This is a genomic window from Bradyrhizobium sp. McL0615, assembly GCF_049993905.1.
GTDB lineage: Bacteria > Pseudomonadota > Alphaproteobacteria > Rhizobiales > Xanthobacteraceae > Bradyrhizobium.
The window spans coordinates 966,233-984,039 of sequence record NZ_CP188254.1; the positions used below are offsets into that span (position 1 = coordinate 966,233).

General features: G+C 63.7%; 20 protein-coding genes and 1 pseudogene. 14 read left to right on the forward strand and 7 right to left on the reverse strand.

Annotated features, from left to right (window positions below):
* Positions 1–14 precede the first annotated feature (14 nt).
* From ACPPVP_RS04495 to ACPPVP_RS04505, 3 genes are all read left to right on the forward strand, one after another.
* On the forward strand, positions 15–503 hold the full coding sequence (locus ACPPVP_RS04495) for a MarR family winged helix-turn-helix transcriptional regulator (protein WP_426531681.1): 489 nt from the start codon (positions 15–17) through the stop codon (positions 501–503).
* Positions 504–599: 96 nt separating this feature from the next.
* Positions 600–1,970, forward strand: coding sequence for a glutamate--cysteine ligase (locus tag ACPPVP_RS04500; RefSeq protein ID WP_426531683.1), 1,371 nt, complete (start codon positions 600–602; stop codon positions 1,968–1,970).
* A 140-nt stretch (positions 1,971–2,110) separates the two neighbouring features.
* Positions 2,111–2,668: a PAN domain-containing protein gene (locus ACPPVP_RS04505; RefSeq protein WP_426531685.1), complete on the forward strand. Its 558-nt coding sequence runs from the start codon at positions 2,111–2,113 to the stop codon at positions 2,666–2,668.
* A gap of 94 nt (positions 2,669–2,762) precedes the next feature.
* Here the strand turns inward: ACPPVP_RS04505 and ACPPVP_RS04510 are convergent, their stop codons facing one another.
* From ACPPVP_RS04510 to tldD, 4 genes and pseudogenes are all read right to left on the reverse strand, one after another.
* Entirely contained in the window at positions 2,763–3,338 is a 576-nt protein-coding gene (locus ACPPVP_RS04510; RefSeq protein WP_426531687.1) for a nucleotidyltransferase family protein, read from the reverse strand.
* A gap of 100 nt (positions 3,339–3,438) precedes the next feature.
* Positions 3,439–3,781: pseudogene (locus ACPPVP_RS04515) on the reverse strand (MmcQ/YjbR family DNA-binding protein).
* Between the two features lie 125 nt (positions 3,782–3,906).
* A complete protein-coding gene (lepB, locus tag ACPPVP_RS04520; RefSeq protein WP_426531689.1) occupies positions 3,907–4,695 on the reverse strand; it encodes a signal peptidase I in 789 nt (262 codons plus the stop codon).
* Positions 4,692–6,119, reverse strand: coding sequence for a metalloprotease TldD (gene tldD / locus ACPPVP_RS04525; RefSeq protein ID WP_426531691.1), 1,428 nt, complete (start codon positions 6,117–6,119; stop codon positions 4,692–4,694). The genes lepB and tldD overlap by 4 nt, the downstream gene beginning before the upstream one ends.
* 88 nt (positions 6,120–6,207) lie before the next feature.
* On the opposite strand from tldD, the gene ACPPVP_RS04530 reads away from it, so the two are divergent.
* Entirely contained in the window at positions 6,208–6,702 is a 495-nt protein-coding gene (locus ACPPVP_RS04530; RefSeq protein WP_426531693.1) for an N-acetyltransferase family protein, read from the forward strand.
* 12 nt (positions 6,703–6,714) lie between these two features.
* Here ACPPVP_RS04530 and ACPPVP_RS04535 read toward each other — a convergent pair whose 3' ends face one another.
* Positions 6,715–7,218 carry an invasion associated locus B family protein gene (locus ACPPVP_RS04535; RefSeq protein ID WP_426531695.1) on the reverse strand — a complete coding sequence of 168 codons (504 nt, stop codon included), beginning with the start codon at positions 7,216–7,218 and terminating at the stop codon, positions 6,715–6,717.
* A gap of 573 nt (positions 7,219–7,791) precedes the next feature.
* Between ACPPVP_RS04535 and coxB the strand changes: the two genes are divergently transcribed.
* The 9 genes from coxB to ACPPVP_RS04580 all read left to right on the forward strand — a co-directional run bounded on the left by coxB (position 7,792) and on the right by ACPPVP_RS04580 (position 15,119).
* A complete protein-coding gene (coxB, locus tag ACPPVP_RS04540) occupies positions 7,792–8,628 on the forward strand; it encodes a cytochrome c oxidase subunit II (RefSeq protein WP_426531697.1) in 837 nt (278 codons plus the stop codon).
* An 81-nt stretch (positions 8,629–8,709) separates the two neighbouring features.
* Positions 8,710–10,323, forward strand: a complete 1,614-nt coding sequence (gene ctaD / locus ACPPVP_RS04545; protein WP_426531699.1) for a cytochrome c oxidase subunit I — start codon at positions 8,710–8,712, stop codon at positions 10,321–10,323.
* A gap of 60 nt (positions 10,324–10,383) precedes the next feature.
* On the forward strand, positions 10,384–11,322 hold the full coding sequence (locus ACPPVP_RS04550; protein WP_426531700.1) for a heme o synthase: 939 nt from the start codon (positions 10,384–10,386) through the stop codon (positions 11,320–11,322).
* Between the two features lie 18 nt (positions 11,323–11,340).
* Positions 11,341–11,505 carry a CoxF protein gene (locus ACPPVP_RS04555; protein WP_108522215.1) on the forward strand — a complete coding sequence of 55 codons (165 nt, stop codon included), beginning with the start codon at positions 11,341–11,343 and terminating at the stop codon, positions 11,503–11,505.
* A 36-nt stretch (positions 11,506–11,541) separates the two neighbouring features.
* Positions 11,542–12,174: a cytochrome c oxidase assembly protein gene (locus ACPPVP_RS04560; protein WP_426537668.1), complete on the forward strand. Its 633-nt coding sequence runs from the start codon at positions 11,542–11,544 to the stop codon at positions 12,172–12,174.
* Positions 12,175–12,293: 119 nt separating this feature from the next.
* Positions 12,294–13,187, forward strand: a complete 894-nt coding sequence (locus tag ACPPVP_RS04565) for a cytochrome c oxidase subunit 3 (protein ID WP_426531702.1) — start codon at positions 12,294–12,296, stop codon at positions 13,185–13,187.
* 207 nt (positions 13,188–13,394) lie between these two features.
* Positions 13,395–13,784, forward strand: a complete 390-nt coding sequence (locus ACPPVP_RS04570; RefSeq protein WP_426531704.1) for a DUF983 domain-containing protein — start codon at positions 13,395–13,397, stop codon at positions 13,782–13,784.
* Positions 13,781–14,548, forward strand: a complete 768-nt coding sequence (locus ACPPVP_RS04575; RefSeq protein WP_426531705.1) for an SURF1 family protein — start codon at positions 13,781–13,783, stop codon at positions 14,546–14,548. The genes ACPPVP_RS04570 and ACPPVP_RS04575 overlap by 4 nt, the downstream gene beginning before the upstream one ends.
* 166 nt (positions 14,549–14,714) lie before the next feature.
* Positions 14,715–15,119 (forward strand): nuclear transport factor 2 family protein, encoded by a 405-nt coding sequence (locus tag ACPPVP_RS04580; protein WP_426531707.1) that lies wholly within the window; start codon positions 14,715–14,717, stop codon positions 15,117–15,119.
* On the opposite strand, the gene ACPPVP_RS04585 is transcribed toward ACPPVP_RS04580, so the two are convergent.
* A complete protein-coding gene (locus tag ACPPVP_RS04585; protein WP_426531708.1) occupies positions 15,107–16,474 on the reverse strand; it encodes a histidine kinase in 1,368 nt (455 codons plus the stop codon). The genes ACPPVP_RS04580 and ACPPVP_RS04585 overlap by 13 nt on opposite strands.
* An 84-nt stretch (positions 16,475–16,558) precedes the next feature.
* Between ACPPVP_RS04585 and ACPPVP_RS04590 the strand changes: the two genes are divergently transcribed.
* Positions 16,559–17,203 carry a response regulator transcription factor gene (locus ACPPVP_RS04590; protein WP_426531709.1) on the forward strand — a complete coding sequence of 215 codons (645 nt, stop codon included), beginning with the start codon at positions 16,559–16,561 and terminating at the stop codon, positions 17,201–17,203.
* A 127-nt stretch (positions 17,204–17,330) separates the two neighbouring features.
* Here the strand turns inward: ACPPVP_RS04590 and ACPPVP_RS04595 are convergent, their stop codons facing one another.
* Positions 17,331–17,546, reverse strand: a complete 216-nt coding sequence (locus tag ACPPVP_RS04595) for a hypothetical protein (protein WP_426531710.1) — start codon at positions 17,544–17,546, stop codon at positions 17,331–17,333.
* Between the last annotated feature and the right edge of the window lie 261 nt (positions 17,547–17,807).

Here is a 17,807-nt window from a genome sequence, read left to right on the forward strand (position 1 = left end):
ATACGGACCGGATGATGAAACGCAAACCTTCGACCGAGGCGACCGCCGCCTGGATCCGCCTGATGCGGGTGCAGAGCCGGGTGCTCGATGCCGTCGAGCAGGATTTGAAGAAAGCCGGCTATCCGCCGCTGGCCTGGTATGACGCGCTCCTGGAACTTTCGCGTGCGCCGTCCGGCGAGATGCGCCCGGTGGAACTGGAAAAGCAGATGCTGATCCCGCAATATTCCACCTCGCGGCTGATCGACCGCCTGGTCGACGAGGGCCTGGCGGCGCGGCGCGAATGCAAGATCGACAAACGCGGCCAGTTCGTCGAGATCACCGAGGCCGGGCGCGAACTGCAGAAGAAAATGTGGAGCGCCTATTCGGCGGCGATCGAAAAGCACGTTGGCTCCAAGCTGTCGGATGTCGACGCCATGAAGCTTTGCGGTCTGCTCGACCGGCTGGGCTGCTCCTGCTCCGAGGTCAAGGCCGCCGCAGCCCGCGACGGCGTGCCGGCGCGATGACCGCCCTGATATGTTTCGTTGTTGTGGACGACGCTGTCTGCATTCCCTTGGCCACACGGCGCGTTCGGTCGAATCGCCAGATACCCGGATTTTTTCATGGCGCGTGACCAGATCGATATGACGCCGCTGCAATCGCGCGACGAACTCGTCGCGTGGTTCGAGGCCGGCAGCAAGCCGCCGTCCGAATTCCGCATCGGGACCGAGCACGAGAAAACCCCGTTCACGCTGGAGGGCCATCAGCCCGTGCCCTACGAAGGTGCGCGCGGTATCGGTGCGCTGCTCGAAGGCATGCAGCTTTTGCTCGGCTGGGAGCCGATCATGGAGCGCGGGAACATCATCGGGCTCTACGACGTCACGGGAGGCGGCGCGATTTCGCTGGAGCCCGGCGGCCAATTTGAGCTGTCCGGCGCGCCGGTCGAGACCGTGCACCAGACCCAGGCCGAGCTGATGGCGCATCTGGCGCAGGTCCGCGAGATCGCGGCGCCCTTGGGGATCGGCTTTCTCGGGCTTGGCATGACGCCGTCCTGGTCGCGGTCGCAGATCCCTGTCATGCCCAAGGGCCGCTACAAGATCATGACCAACTACATGCCGAAGGTCGGCCAGTACGGCATCGACATGATGTACCGGACCTGCACGGTGCAAACCAATCTCGACTTCTCCTCCGAAGCCGACATGGTCAAGAAGCTGCGCGTGTCGATCGCGCTGCAGCCGGTGGCGACCGCCTTGTTCGCCAATTCGCCGTTCACCGAAGGCAAGCCGAATGGCTTCCTCACGTTCCGCTCCGAGATCTGGCGCGACACCGATAACGCGCGCTCCGGTATGTTGCCGTGGGTGTTCGAGGACGGCATGGGGTTCGAGCGCTATGTCGATTACGCGCTCGACGTTCCGATGTACTTCGTCAAGCGCGGCGAGGACTATATCGACGTCGCCGGTTCCTCGTTCCGCGCCTTCTTCGAGGGCCGCAACAATTCGCTTCCCGGCGAGCGGCCGACCTTGTCGGACTGGGCCAATCACCTTTCGACGATTTTCCCGGAAGTTCGCCTGAAACGTTATCTGGAAATGCGCGGTGCCGACGGCGTGCCGTGGGGCCGGCTGCCGGCGCTGCCGGCGTTCTGGGTCGGGCTGTTGTATGACGACGCAAGCCTGAACGCGGCCTGGGATCTGGTCAGCCACTGGACTGCGGCCGAACGCCAGGCATTGCGCGACGACGTCCCGCGCTTCGGCTTCAAGGCCAGGATCAGGGATCGTTATCTGTTCGAGATCGCCCGGGAGTGCCTGACGCTGTCGCATGCCGGCCTCCGGCGGCGTGGCCGCATCGATCAACTCGGCCGCGACGAGAGCCGCCACCTCGAACCTCTGGAGCGCATCCTCGAATCGGGCCGCACGCCGGCGGAAGAGATGCTGGACAAGTTCAACGGCGAGTGGGGCGGTTCCGTGGAGCCGGTCTATCGGGAATACGCGTTTTAACTGAGCATGTTGCCTCGCCTTTGAGCCGTTCATCCACCGTACAGGTTGATGGCGCTCAAATGGCGGTCGGATCAACGAAACAGGGCGGGATGATGATTTGAGGTCATCCCGTTCTGAAAGCGCATTCGAAAGCAACGTGCATGGGGACTGTTCGCCTGCTCAGGGCGTGTGTGGTGGCGCTCGCCTTTTTGGCGGCGGCGGTATCCGCGCGCCCGGCACTGGCGCAGGCCAATTTCGACCGTCCCGGCGGCGACTATCTGAGTGCGCCTGTGACCTCGGGCGATCCGGCGGAATGCGCGCTGGTATGTGAGCGAGACCGCCGCTGCCGGGCCTGGACTTTCAGCTATCCGACCGACCTCGCCAACCGCGCGGTGTGCTGGCTCAAGAGCAACGTGCCGGCGCGGGTGCAGAGCGACTGCTGTGTCACCGGCGTGCGCGGCGCCGGCGTGGTCGAACGGCGCAACGACACCAGCGAAACCTCGATCGACCGGTTCGGCGGCGACTACAAGAGTTTTGATCTCAAGAGCAGCGACGGCGGCGACGACGCCTGCAAGGCAGCCTGCGCCGCCGACAGCAAATGCCGCGCCTGGACCTATGCGCGGCCGGGCTATGCCGGCAAGGAGGCGCAATGCTTCCTGAAGAAAGACATCAAGCCGCCGCGGCGGAAGGCGGGGTTTACCTCGGGCGTGGTGCGGTAGGGCTACGGGCGAAGTCTGGTAGGATGGGTAGAGCGGAGCGAAACCCATTATGCACCCGCGATGGATTGATGGGTTTCGCTCCGCTCTACCCATCCTACGGGACGGCATCCGCCGGCAGCACCGTGATCTCCGGCCACAGCGTTTTCCATCGCGCCGCTTTCGCTTCGTAATTCGCGGCGGAAAAATTCGCGCCGGGATTGGGCCGCACGATCAGGGCTGCGACCTCGTCGTAGCCGTTCGGCGCGTACACTTCATAACTCTCCTGGGTGCGCCGGATTCCGATCTGCGTATTCTTGGTCAAAAACCGGTCGATGCCCTGCGTCGAACAACGCAGCTCCGGGTAGGGCAGGCGGTGTTTTTCGGGGTACCAGAGATGAACGCGGGCCTGGTTGCGCGCCTCGACCTGGATGCCGCGGTCGGCAAAACGCTTCGCCAGCGTGCGGATGACCTTGTCTTCCGCCTCCCATGACGTATCGGGATCGAAATAGAACACGTCGTAATCGTTGATGCCGTGATCGACCGCGCGGCCGGTCAGCACGTTCCACGCGGTCTGCACCAGGCATCCGGAAACCAGCCACGCATCCGGCAGCGCCAGCCGAAGCAGTTCTTCGGCAATGATTTCGTTGGCGGGATTTTGCAAGACGGCGGTGAGGAATTGGTCTTTATCCATAGACGCGCTGCCGTAGGGTGGGCAGAGGAGCGTAGCGACGTGCCCACCATCCATCAACGAGCAATCCGCGAGATGGTGGGCACGCTACGCTTTGCCCACCCTACGAATCCGAATCGAATTCCTTCATCGCCTTCTTCGACGCCAGCGTGCGCCAGTGCCGCCGCAGAAACGGCTCGACGGTCGCGCGCGGGGCTTTCGACAGGCGGATCAGCACCATCGGATAATCGCGGTAGTGATCGGTGAAGTAAAACAGCTTCGGCTGGCTTTCCACCAGCATCAGCGCGCTCATCCTGTGGCACGCCCGGCATCACAAGGCTGTCGCCGTCTTCCTTCAGCCGCGCCAGCATCTTCTTGCGCACTTTCAGCGCCGGCGTGCCGTAGGACGTGCCGTCCTCGACCTCAGGCCAGAGAAGCGCGAATTTCCTGACGTCGTCGAAGGTCATGGGCACTGGGACCGTAGGGTGGGCAAAGCGAAGCGTGCCCACCATTGATGTCGCGGAATTGAGAGATGGTGGGCACGGCGCGTGCGCGCCCTTGCCCACCCTACGTTCTCATCCGGGCTACGTCCTCACTGCACGGGGGTGAAAAACCGCGCCAGCCGGAAACCCGACAGCCATGTCCACATCGGCTGGCTGCGCATGCCGAGATCCCAGGAGCCGACCACGGCATCCGCCCGGCCGATCAGATTGTCGATCGGCAACAGTCCGACGCCGCCGTCGCGCACCGCGACGCGGCTGTCGGCGGAATTGTCCCTGTTGTCGCCGAGCACGAACAGCTTGCCCGGCGGCACCGTCACCTCGGGCGTGTTGTCGAGCCGGCCGTTGTCGCGCATCTTGAAGATCGCGTGGCTGACGCCGTTCGGCAGCGTTTCGACAAAGCGATAGGCCTGTTCGGTGCTGCCGCGATCGTCTTCCGCTTCACCCATCCCGTCGGGCTTCAATGCGGCGGCGTGGTCGTTGATGAAAAGCTGGCCTTGTCGCAACTGGATACGGTCGCCCGGCAATCCCACCACGCGCTTGACCCAGGCCTGCGAGCGGTCGCCCGGCCAGCGGAACACGACGACGTCGCCGCGCTTGGGCGTGTCGCCGAACAGGCGGCCGGTTTCCGGCAGCGTGATCTGGATCGGCAGCGACGCCGCGCCGTAGCCGTAAGGGAATTTCGAGGCCAGCAGCGCATCGCCGATCAAAAGCGTCGGCTCCATCGAGCCGGACGGCACGTAAAACGGCTCGGCCAGCGCGCCCTTGGCAACGAACACGACGGCCACGATCGCCGCCAGCTGCACGGCCTGCGCACGCCAGCTAACAGGCTTGGCGCCCGCGCCGTCCTTGTTCTGGTCGCTCGTCACCTTCTCGCTCATGCGCCCGTTCCTCCGACCGTAATCTTTTCCATCCGTAGCGTCGGCTGGCCGACGCCAACCGGCACGCCCTGGCCATTCTTGCCGCAAGTGCCGATGCCGTTATCGAGCGCGAGGTCGTTGCCGACCATAGTGATGCGATGCAGGTCGGTCGGCCCGTTGCCGATCAGCATCGCACCCTTCAAAGGCGCGCCGAGCTTGCCGTTCTCGATCTTGTAGGCCTCGGTGCACTGGAACACATATTTGCCCGAGGTGATGTCGACCTGGCCGCCGCCGAAATTCGCGGCGTAGATGCCGTTCTTCACCGACGCCAGAATTTCCGCCGGGTCGCGCTGTCCCGCCAGCATGTAGGTATTGGTCATGCGCGGCATCGGCACATGGGCGTAGCTCTGCCGGCGGCCGTTGCCGGTCGGCTTCATGTTCATCAGCCGCGCGTTCTGGCGGTCCTGCATGTAGCCGACCAGAATGCCGTCCTCGATCAGCACGGTGCGGTTGGTCGGGGTGCCCTCGTCGTCAATGGAAAGAGAACCGCGCCGCGAGGCCATGGTGCCGTCGTCCACAACCGTGACGCCCTTGGCCGCGACCTGCTTGCCCATCAGGCCTGCGAAGGCCGAGGTCTGCTTGCGGTTGAAGTCGCCTTCGAGGCCATGACCAACCGCTTCGTGCAGCATCACGCCGGGCCAGCCGGCGCCCAGCACCACGTCCATCTCGCCGGCGGGGGCGGGGACCGATTCCAGATTGACCAGCGCCTCGCGGATCGCGCCGTCGGCGGCCTCGCGCCACGCCTTGGTCTCGATGAAGCGGGCATAGCCCTCGCGGCCGCCATAACCCTTGCTGCCGCTCTCCTGCCGGTCGCCCTGGCCGGCGACCACGGAAATGTTGACCCGCACCAGCGGGCGGATGTCGCGATAGCTCTCGCCGTCGGGGCGGAGAATTTCGACGACCTGCCAGGTGGCGCCCAGGCTGATGGAAGCCTGCCTCACCCGCGGATCCTTGTCGCGGACATAGGCGTCGATCTCGGCCAGCAGTTTTACCTTGGCCTCGAACCCCGGGGCATCCAGCGGATTGTCGTCGCCATAGAGCCGCACATTGGTGTGCGCCGGCGCGGCGGCGAAATGGCCGCTGTAGCCACCGCGCACGGCCGCCACCGCGTCCGCCGCGCGGATCAGCGCCGGCAGCGACACGTCGGAGGAATGCGCGTAGCCGACCACATCGTCCTTCACCGCACGCAGGCCAAACCCCTGGCTGGTGTCGTAGGTCGCCTGCTTCAGCCGGCCATTGTCAAAACCGAGCGCTTCGGTCTGGCCGTATTCCAGGAACAGCTCGCCGTCGTCAGCGCCGGCCAGCCCCCGGGTAATCTCACGTCGGACGGCGTCGCGGTCGAGGTTGGCGCGGTCGAGAAGGGAGGTTGTAGCGGGATTGGTCATCAAATCAGTCCGTTGTCGGAGGGGCACATCCAAGATAGTTGTTTCCCGGCCATTCCGCGAGGGGCGGGGTCAACACGTTGCCGAGACGATGGCTTCAGTCGAAATTGTTCCGATAACGCAAGACCATATCGAAAGCTTTCATGAAGCCCTCGATTTCGTCGCGCGGGAGCGGCGCTATCTCTCGTTTCTGGAAGCCCCACCGCTTGAGTCGGTGCGGGCCTTCGTTCTCGACAATATCACCCACGGTTATCCGCAACTGGTCGCAGTGTCGGCCGGCCAGGTTGTCGGCTGGTGCGACGTCGTGCCCAAGCCAAGGCCGATTTATGCCCATGTCGGCGTTCTCGGCATGGGCCTGTTGCCGGAATTCCGGGGGCGGGGGCTGGGCGATCGCTTGATCCGGCAGAAACTCGCCGCGGCGCGGGCCTTCGGGCTCAATCGCGTCGAGTTATCGGCTCGGGAAAACAACGTAGGCGCGATAGCGCTCTACGAGAGGGTCGGCTTCGAGATCGAAGGCTTGCAGCGCAACGCCACCAGGGTCGATGATGCCTACGAAAACGTGGTCTTGATGGCCATTCTGTTCTAGCGGCAACTACCCTCACGGCAGCTTGTCATACCCCTCGCCGAGCCCGTTCAGGCTGAGCGGAAAGCCGATGCCCTCTTCGGGCGTCTCAAAAATAATAAAAGTTGCGGTTTTGGCCGACCGGAGCTGCCCGAGCAGCTTCTCGTCCATCACCACCTCCGCGACGCAGCCATTGGGCAGGCAGCGGACAAAGCCGGCGCGGCCGACGTCCTGGTTGTCGAGTTTCAGGCCGAGGCCGGAGGGCAGCAACACGCCGAGCGGCGCCACGACCCGCATCAGCTTGCTCTTCTGGTCGGCCGTCTTGAGCACGATCACGGTGAGGCCGGCGTTGGAGCGGTCCTCGGCCACCACGCTCTGGATCAGGGCGCATTGTTCGCCCTGGGCGCCCGGCGGGGTGTCGCAGCGGATCTGCCAGTCGCCATGAACCGAGCGCACCGCGCCTTGGGCGCTCGCCGCCTGGGTCAGGCCGAACAGGAAGGCTGCGGCGAGCAGGCCGCCGAGCCAGCGGGCCGGTTCCATGCCAACTCCCGACTGATGTATCGAACGCCCCATCTGGGTCGATCCTCTTGCGATTTCCGGCTGTGCCGGTGACATTTCCGGCCCATGCCGGCAAGCCCCGTCTTGTAACTGGACTTACCCGGACTGATACGCAATGACGGCGCCTTAAAGGCGGCCTGCGGCCAATCCACGCCGTCCAGGCCTTATCCGGTCCGTGCCGCGAATCAGGCCGCTCGGGACCGCGCCAACTGTGCCTACATCCGGCAATCGGGCTGTCAAGCGCCGAGGCTCCGCAATGCGGCGGGTTTTGCCTGAATTGCCGGGAAAATCAGACATCCGGCGAATAGCAGGTGACGCATGGCGTTGTGCCCTACTACTGCATTGCGAGAGCCTTGGAATTATGGTTTGAGAGGCTGGATTTCGACGCGTTCTAACGATCTGGCCCGAGGTACTGTCGCAATGCTGTTGCAGGTACTTTTGAAGGTGTACTTCCAAAAGTACCTCCGGTAGGCCGTTTGTGAGGGCGGATCGTGCGGCATTTTCCGCCATTCGGCGGGAGTGCTTTGGGGACTTATTCAAGGGAGCGCGAGCGGCATGAAGATGTCGAGTGGCCAGATGGGCCGGCGATTGCTGGGGTTGACGGTGGCGGGCATGACGCTCGCAGCCGGCGGGATGGCTTTGGCGGCGCAGCCGCAGCCGTGGGAAATGACGCTGCAGCCAGCCGCCTCTCCGGTGATGGAAAACATCATCAGCTTCCATAATTTGCTGCTGGTGATCATCACGGTGATCACCCTGTTCGTGCTGGCGCTTCTGGTCATCGTGGTGGTGAAGTTCAACGCCAAGGCCAATCCGGTCCCCTCCAGGACCACCCACAACACGCTGATCGAGGTGGCCTGGACGCTGATTCCGGTGCTGATCCTGGTCGCCATCGCGGTGCCGTCGTTCCGCCTGCTGTTCCAGCAGCTCGACATTCCCAAGGCCGACCTCACGGTGAAGGCCACCGGCAAGCAATGGTACTGGAGCTACGCCTATCCGGATAACGGCAAGTTCGAATTCGATTCGCTGCTGGCACAGGACAAGCAGCCGCGCCTGCTCGGCGTCGACAACGAGATGGTGGTGCCGGTCAACAAGGTGATCCGGGTCCAGACCACCGGCGCCGACGTCATTCACGCGTTCGCGGTGCCGTCGTTCGGCATCAAGATCGACTCGATCCCCGGCCGCCTGAACGAGACCTGGTTCAAGGCCACCAAGGTCGGCATGTATTACGGCCAGTGCTCGGAACTGTGCGGCAAGGACCACGCCTTCATGCCGATCGCGGTGCGGGTGGTGAACGATCAGGAATTCGCGACCTGGGTTGAGGCGGCGAAGAAGAAATATGCGACCAATCCGGCGAACACGTTCGCTGCGGCTGGTAGCCAGGCCGCGCAGTAAGGCGCGGCCAAGGGACAAGCAGGGACAAGGGCGACGGGACCTGAAAGGGTCCGAAAAGGGACTGCAAGGCAGGATTTCAAAATGGCAACGACGACACACGACGATCACGCCCATGACGATCACGCTCATGCCAATCCGACCGGATGGCAGCGCTGGGTCTATTCGACGAACCATAAGGACATCGGCACGATGTACCTTATCTTCGCGATCATCGCGGGCTGCATCGGGGCGGCGATGTCGATCGCGATCCGCGTCGAGCTGATGTATCCCGGCGTCCAGTTCTTCCACGAAACGCACACCTACAATGTGTTCGTGACCTCGCACGGCCTGATCATGATCTTCTTCATGGTGATGCCGGCGATGATCGGCGGCTTCGGCAACTGGTTCGTGCCACTGATGATCGGCGCGCCTGACATGGCGTTCCCGCGCATGAACAACATCTCGTTCTGGCTGCTGCCGGCCTCGTTCGCGCTGCTGTTGTTGTCGACCTTCGTCGAAGGCGAGCCGGGCGCCAATGGCGTCGGCGCGGGCTGGACCATGTACGCGCCGCTGTCGACCTCGGGCCATCCGGGACCGGCGGTGGATTTCGCGATCCTGTCGCTGCATCTGGCCGGCGCCTCGTCGATTCTGGGCGCCATCAACTTCATCACCACGATCTTCAACATGCGCGCGCCGGGCATGACCCTGCACAAGATGCCGCTGTTCGTCTGGTCGATCCTGGTGACGGTGTTCCTGCTGCTGCTGTCGCTGCCGGTGCTCGCCGGCGCCATCACCATGCTGCTCACCGACCGCAATTTCGGCACCACCTTCTTCTCCGCCGACGGCGGCGGCGACCCGCTGCTGTTCCAGCATCTGTTCTGGTTCTTCGGCCACCCCGAAGTGTATATCCTGATCCTGCCCGCGTTCGGCATGATCAGCCAGATCGTCTCCACCTTCTCGAAGAAGCCCGTGTTCGGCTATCTCGGCATGGCCTACGCCATGGTCGCGATCGGCGGCATCGGCTTCGTGGTGTGGGCGCACCACATGTACACGGTCGGCATGTCCAGCGCGACGCAGGCCTATTTCGTCGCCGCCACCATGGTGATCGCGGTGCCGACCGGCGTGAAGATCTTCTCCTGGATCGCCACGATGTGGGGCGGTTCGATCGAGTTCAAGACGCCGATGCTGTGGGCGATCGGCTTCATCTTCCTGTTCACGCTCGGTGGCGTCACCGGCGTCGTGCTGGCCAATGCCGGCGTCGACCGTGTGCTGCAGGAAACCTACTACGTGGTCGCGCACTTCCACTACGTGCTGTCGCTCGGTGCCGTGTTCGGCATCTTCGCCGGCTGGTACTACTGGTTCCCGAAAATGTCGGGCTACATGTACTCGGAAACGATCGGCAAGCTGCACTTCTGGTTCACCTTCATCGGCGTCAACCTGGTGTTCTTCCCGCAGCACTTCCTCGGCCTGTCCGGCATGCCGCGCCGCTATGTCGACTATCCGGACGCGTTCGCCGGCTGGAACATGATCTCGTCGTACGGCTCCTACATCTCCGGCTTCGGCGTGCTGATCTTCATCTACGGCGTGTACGATGCCTTCGCGAAGAAGCGGGTGGCCGCGGCCAATCCGTGGGGCGCGGGCGCCACCACGCTGGAATGGACGCTGCCGTCGCCGCCGCCCTTCCACCAGTTCGAAGTGCTGCCGCGCGTGCAGTAAGCGGTTATTCGCGGCGCGCTATTCCTTGCGCGCCGCTGCTTTAGTGAAGCGAGATAAATCTTGTCGGTAGTCGATCACAACGCCATCGATGTTCTCCCCCGGATTTCCGAGGCGGAGGTCGGTGACTACCTCGCGCTGCTGAAGCCGCGGGTGATGTCGCTCGTGATCTTCACGGCACTGGTCGGCCTCGTCATCGCGCCTGGCCACGTTCACCCCGTTCTGGCGTTCACCGCCATCCTCTGCATCGCGGTCGGGGCCGGCGCCTCGGGCGCGATGAACATGGCCTATGAAGGCGACATCGACGCATTGATGTCGCGCACCGCCAACCGGCCGATCCCGCGCGGACGCATCACGCCGGGCGAAGCCATGGCGTTCGGCCTGATCCTGGCGTTCTTCTCGGTGCTGACGCTCGGCATCCTCGTCAATTTGCTGGCCGGCGCGCTCTTGGCGTTCACGATCTTCTTTTATGTGGTGGTCTACACCATGTGGCTGAAGCGCTGGACGGCGCAGAACATCGTGATCGGTGGGGCTGCGGGTGCGCTGCCGCCGGTCGTGGCGTGGGCCGCGGCCACCGGCTCGCTGTCGATGGAGCCGCTGCTGCTGTTCCTCATCATCTTCTTCTGGACCCCGCCGCATTTCTGGGCGCTGGCGCTGTTTCGTTCCGACGACTATGCCCGCGCCGGCATTCCGATGCTGCCCGTCGTCGCCGGGCCGGATGCGACGCGGCTGCAGATCCTGCTCTATACCATCGTGCTGGTCGCGATCGCCGTCGCGCCCTGGCCGCTCGGCTATTTCGACGCGATCTATGGCGTCACCTCGCTGGTGCTCGGCGCCGGCATGATGTGGCTGGCCATCGAGGTCTACCGTTACCGTGAAGGCAAGAGGGCGCAGCGCGCGACACGCCGGCTGTTTGCCTTCTCGATCCTGTATCTGTTCGCGCTGTTTGCGACCCTCCTGCTCGAGGTCGTGGTCCGCGCGGCCGCACCTCTTCTCGGGTAGGGGGCGCATGGAAAGCGTATGGACGACAATCGGAAGCCAGATGGAATCGTCCTCACCGAGGCGCAGAAAAGAAGCCGCCGCCAGCGCTCGATCGCCATTGCGCTCGCGCTCGGCGTCCTCGTCGTGCTGTTCTTCGCGGTCACCATGGTCAAGGGGCCGGCTGTTCTCGTCCGGCCCATGTAGCCTCTGAATGTAGTTGAGATGGAAAGCAAACCGCAGATGGGTGAGGGCGTGACGGGGAGCGGGAGCGGCAAGGCCGCTTCGCGCCGTACGCTGACGCGCGATGCGGTGGTCGCCTCGATCTGCGGCTTCGTCGTCGTGCTGATGGTCGGCGCCTCCTATGCCGCCGTGCCGTTCTACGACTGGTTCTGCCGCGCTACCGGTTTCAACGGCACCACTCAGGTCGCGACCGCGGCACCGTCGGACGCGCCGTTGGCACGAAAGATTTCCGTGCGGTTCGACGCCAATGTCGGCCCTGGCCTGCCCTGGAAATTCGAGCCCGAGCAGAACGAGATCGAGGTCCGGATCGGCGAAGTCGTCACCGTGTTCTATACCGTGACCAACCAGGCCGCGCGCACCACCACCGGAGTTGCGGCCTACAACGTCGCGCCGCTGACGGTCGGCGCCTATTTCCAGAAGATCAACTGCTTCTGCTTCACCGAACAGACCATGGGCCCGGGCGAGAAGCGCGAGATGCCCGTGGTGTTCTACGTCGATCCGCAGCTTGCCAAGGAGAGCGAGAACGACGGCCTGAATACCATCACGCTATCCTACACCTTCTATCCCGTGCGCGAGACCGCGCCGAAGCCGGTCGCGGCCGGCGAAGCCGACAAGCGCAAGGGAAACTTGTAACGCGAAGTTTGTGTCAGGAAACTCGTGAACCAGGAGTTCCGTATCTAACGGGATTTCGGATTTGAAATTTGAGACGAATATGTGCCGAAGGGAACGGCACACCTAACGGAGAGACCGCAATGGCTACGGCGCACGCGAAGCAGCACGACTACCACCTCGTCGATCCGAGCCCGTGGCCGGTGGTCGGCTCGATCTCGGCCTTCATCATGGCGGTGGGTGCGATCACCTGGATGCACCACATGACCGCCGCTGCGCCGTTCATCTTCGGCGCCGGCACCATCGGCGTGCTCTACACCATGGCGAGCTGGTGGGGCGACGTGATCCGCGAAGCCCAGTACAAGGGCGACCATACCCGCGTGGTGCAGATCAGCCATCGCTACGGCATGATCCTATTCATCGCCTCCGAGGTGATGTTCTTCGTCGCCTGGTTCTGGGCCTTCTTCAACTCGGCGCTGTTCCCCGCCGACGCGGTCCACGCCACCCGCGATGCCGTGTTCGGCTGCGGCGCCGGAACGGCGATGGGCGCCTGCAGCGTGCCGGGCACCTGGCCGCCGAAGGGCATCGAGACCTTCGACCCCTGGCATCTGCCGCTGCTCAACACGCTCTTGCTGCTGACCTCGGGCACAACCGTCACCTGGGCGCATCACGCGCTGCTCGAGAACGACCGCCAGGGCCTGAAATACGGCCTGATCCTCACCGTGCTGCTCGGGGCCGCCTTCACCTGCGTGCAGGCCTATGAATACGCCCACGCGACCTTCCACTTCTCCGGCAACGTCTACGGCGCGACCTTCTTCATGGCGACCGGCTTCCACGGTTTTCATGTGCTGGTTGGCACCGTGTTCCTGCTGGTCTGCCTGATCCGCACCTATGCCGGTCACTTCACGCCCACCCAGCATCTCGGCTTCGAATTCGCTGCCTGGTACTGGCACTTCGTCGACGTGGTGTGGCTGTTCCTGTTCATCTGCATCTACGTTTGGTTCCGCGGCGCGGGGGCCGTGGCCGGCGGGCACTGATACAGCCCTGACGTGCTACAATGGGGGCGGTCGGAAAGACCGCCCCTTTTTCTTTCTTCCCTTCTCCCCTTGCGGGAGAAGGTGCCTTGCCGAAGGCAAGGCGGATCAGGGGTTCTTTCCGCGGACGCAGACCCCTCACCCGTCTCGAATGAGCTTCCGCTCATTCGATCCACCCTCTCCCACAGGGGGAGAGGGGAAGGAACGAGTATGACGCCTGATCAATCGCCCACCGTCACCCAGAGCGCACTCCGCGGCATCGCCTGCCGCTGTCCGCGTTGCGGCAAGGGCAAGCTCTATGCGGGCTTCCTCGACCTGCGCCCAAATTGCGAAGCGTGCGGGCTCGACTACGCCTTTATCGATGCCGGCGACGGGCCTGCGATTTTCATCATCATGCTGGCGGGCGCGATCGTCGTCACGGCGGCCCTGATCGTTGAAATCAAGTATCAGCCGCCGTTCTGGCTGCATGCAGCGTTGTGGCTGCCGCTGATTGTCGCGACCACGCTGCTGCCGCTGCGCTCGATGAAGTCGTTGTTGATCGCGCTGCAGTTTCATCACAAGGCGGCGCCCGGCCGGCTGATCGACCGCGAGCCGAAATGACCGGTCTCTCGTCACGGCGCCCGGCGGTCACCGGTTTCGCCATCTTCACGCTGCTGATGGTGATGGCCTTTACGGGCCTCGGGATCTGGCAATTGCAGCGCCGGGTCGAAAAGCACGCGCTGATTGCGATGCTGAACGAGCGGCTCGCGGCTGCGCCTGGGGCGCTGCCGGCGCGGGCGCAATGGAACACGCTGACGCCGGCCAAAGACGAATTCCGCCGCGTCAGTTTTACCGCGACCTACGTGCCGGTGCCGGATGCGATGGTCTACAGCTCTGGCTCCGCGGTTCGTGACGACGTCGCCGGCCCCGGCACCTGGGCGTTCCTGCCGGCGCAACTCACCGACGGCAACACCGTCGTGATCAATACCGGCTTCGTCCAGAACACGATGCAGGATCGCAGCCAGCAGGATCGCGCTGTGGGCCGGCTGATCACGGGCGATCCTGTGGAGCTCACCGGCTACATCCGGTTTCCGGAAAGCGCCGGCACGCTGACGCCGCCGGAGAGCATCGCCAAACGGCTCTGGTTCACCCGCGATCATCTTGCGATGTCGCGCGCGCTGGGCTGGGGCGAGGCGCGCAAGGCCGTCGCGCCGTTCTACGTCGACCTCGAAACGCCCGCGCCCGAGAGCGGCATTCCAAAGCCCGGCTCGCTCTCCGTGCATCTCAAGGACGATCACCTGCAATACGCCATCACCTGGTTCACGCTGGCATTTGCGGTTGTCATCGCTTTCGGCGTGTGGTGGCGCGGCCAGCGCCGCGCCTGAGTTCCGGCCGTCTCCGTATTCGACCGGACTAGTTGCAGGAACCTTTGTTCCGCACAATCGTTTGAGTTTCGACGGTGCGTACCGAACAATAGGCCGTTCAGTGTCCATTCACGACGATCGCCATACTCTGTCAGCCGCGTCAGCGCTCGGGACAAGGTATCTCGACGTGGATGGGATCGCGGATTTGGCCGGTGATTTCGATCAGGTTGCGCTGGTGGTCGACTGGCTCGACGCATGCCGGAATCGCGATCTGGCGGCGTTGCTCGACCTCTATGCCGACGATGCCAAGCTCGAATGCCAGTGCGGCGAGGTCGAAGTCAGCGAAGGCCGCGCCGAACTCGAATCCTATTGGCGGCCGCGTCTCACTGCGCTCGTACCCACCGCCTTCGGGCTGGAGGAAATCACGCCGACCGCCGAAGGCGTCGTGCTCGACTATCTGAGCCACGAAGGCAAGCCGGTCCGCATCGTGTTCACCTTTTCGCGCGACGCCAAGATCCAGCGTACCGCCTGCGCATCTGCAGGGCAGGCGTCGTGTCAGGCGGTTGCCGGCGTTGCGGGTCAGGCTGACTGATCGCCAGCTTTGTCTGCGCCTCGCGCATGTGCGGCGAAATCACCGGCCGGAATCCGACAGCGCACGCAGGTGCGGCCTTCTTCGCGCAGCAGTTCAAGCGTCCCGCTCAGCGCCCGCGCGCGCTCCAGCATTCCCGTCAATCCCCGGCCGAACCTCCGGTCCGCCGGAAAGCCGATGCCGTCGTCGGATATTTGCACGATCACCTCGCGGCCGCTGATGTCAGCCGCGACATGCATCGCGTTCGCCCTGGCGTGACGAAGCACGTTTGTTACCGCCTCCTGGATCACGCGATAGACCGTCTGCGACAGCAGACCGTCGACCCCGTTCAGATCAGCGTCGATCTGTGACGTTACCTTGAGTCCAGGCGCCTGCGCCTTCGCGTTCTGCAGCAGCGTCTGGATGCTTCGCTCCAGGCCGAGCTCCTGGATGTAGAGCGGCCGCAGCCGGTCGAGGATGCGGCGGTTCGCCTGCTGCAACGTTTCGACCGAGTGCAGAATGCCCTCGGCAGCGCCCGTCAACTTCACCTGGCCGGCGGGAATCGATTCCAGCAGCGCCACCGTGTTGGCGCGGATCCCGAACAATAGCGGCCCGAGTTCGTCGTGAAGCTCGCGCGCCATATCCTGCCGTTCGTCGTCCTGCAGCGACACGATCCGCCGCAGCAGGCTGCGGTTATCCTGACTGAGGCGACTGAGGGTGCGGGCGAGTTCGTTGGCTTCCTCTGCGCTCTTGCGGATCTCCGGCGCGCCGGCGGATGGAATCGGCTGTTCGTATTCGCCCGATCGCATTCGGGTCAGGCCGTCGCCCAGATTTTGCAGCGGTGCCAACACCGAACGCGCGGCGAAATGGGCAAAGGCGCCCGTCAACAGCATCAGGGCAATTGCGGAGCAGACGATCGCCAGAAATCCGATCCACTTCTCGTAGATGTCGGCGGACATGTCGGGCGCAACGACAATGTCGCCGACCTGCTTTCCCTCGACCGTCACGGGGAAGACGGTTTTGAATTCGGGTAGGACGAGGAGGCGGACGAACCAGTCAGGCACCGTTCCCAGCGGAGTCTGCACCTCGGGAGGATAAACATCGAGGTCGGTCCCGAGGCGTCGAAACCGGATGGCTTCGGAGGTGCCGAGCGATTGCACGAATGCTTCCAGCGTCGCTTGCGGATTGCTGGAGGCCTGAAGCGCACCGTTGAGCGCAGCCGCGACGGCCCTGGCCGAGCGAGCAGTCGGTTCGGTTTCTTCCATAAGTTGCGCCGTAGCAAAGATCTGGAGCGAAACGCCTCCGGCCAGCAGCGCGGCCACGAACATCAAGCCGAGCGGCAGCAGCAATCGCGTTCGAAGAGAAAGTCTTTCCCACATTTCGACCTATATAACTCCCGCAACCCAAGATTTCTCTTTTCAAAAATCGCCAACCGCCTATTTATTCCGGAAGGGGATTAAAGGATGCAGAATTCTACCAGATCGGCAACGAGGGTCCTGATCGTCGACGACCACCCGGTGGTCCTGTCGGGGTGCCGGTCGCTGTTTGCGTCAGACAATTCCGTGAAGATCGACGAGGCCACCGACGCCAAGTCCGGGCACCGCGCCTATGTGACGAAGCGGCCCGACGTCACGGTGATCGATATCAAACTACCGGATGTCTCCGGTTTCGAACTGATGCGGCGCATCCGCAAGGACGATCCGCACGCCAGGATCATCATGTTCAGCATGAACGACGATCCGGCGTTCGTGGTTCGCGCCATCGAGATGGGCGCGCAGGGCTATGTCTCCAAGGGCGACGATCCAAGGATGCTGGTGAAGGCCGTCCGCAAGGTGGCGGCGGGAGACAATTTCATTTCACCGCAACTGGCGGAGGCGGTGACGTTCTCAGGCGCTTCGATCAAGGCCAATCCGGCCTCGCAAATGACCGCGCGCGAACTGGAAATCCTGCGGCTGCTCGGCCGCGGCGACAAGATCGTCGAAGTCGCCGATGCGCTCGAGATTTCCTACAAGACGGTCGCCAACACCACCTCTCTGCTCAAGCAGAAGCTCGGCGCCAAGAATCATTCGGACCTGATCCGGATCGCGGTGGAGATGGGGCTCGGCTGAGGTGGCTAAATCGTCCACCCTTTAGACCGCTGAACCGGCCGCGCCGTGGAGGCGCGACCCGTTCGCGCCGCTGCAATTCGCGTTCGCCCGGGCAATGGGATGACGAAGGCGAATTCAGCGAAAAGGCTTATCGGTGATGGCGATGCCTGTGGTGGCCGCGGCCCCTGTACCACCCGTAATGATGCCCGTGTCCGCGGTGCATGTGTCCGTGGCCGTGGCCGCGCCCATGCTTGATCTGGATCACGGAGCCGTCCTGCGCGGCCATCGGGGCGATGCCCAGCCTGGCGGAAGCCGATGCGGTCATTGCCAGTAGCGCAAGACCAATCAGGGCGATACGTCTCATTCAGTGTCCTCCCGTTCGCGTGATTGCGACGTCAGGCACAAGTTCCCGGTGGAACGTTTGTTCCGGCGCGCCTGAAGTAAATAGCAACGCGCCATTCAGGCCGCCTTCGCCGTTCATTTGCGGCCTGGATCCACTGTGCGATCGCGCGCTGTGGTGCATTACGCGTGGCACGCGCGGCCGATGCCGTTCGTGGAACGCCGCTGTGGTGTTTCCGGGAAAAATAGGCAATGCGCGTCCGATGGTCGATGACAGGAGCAGTGA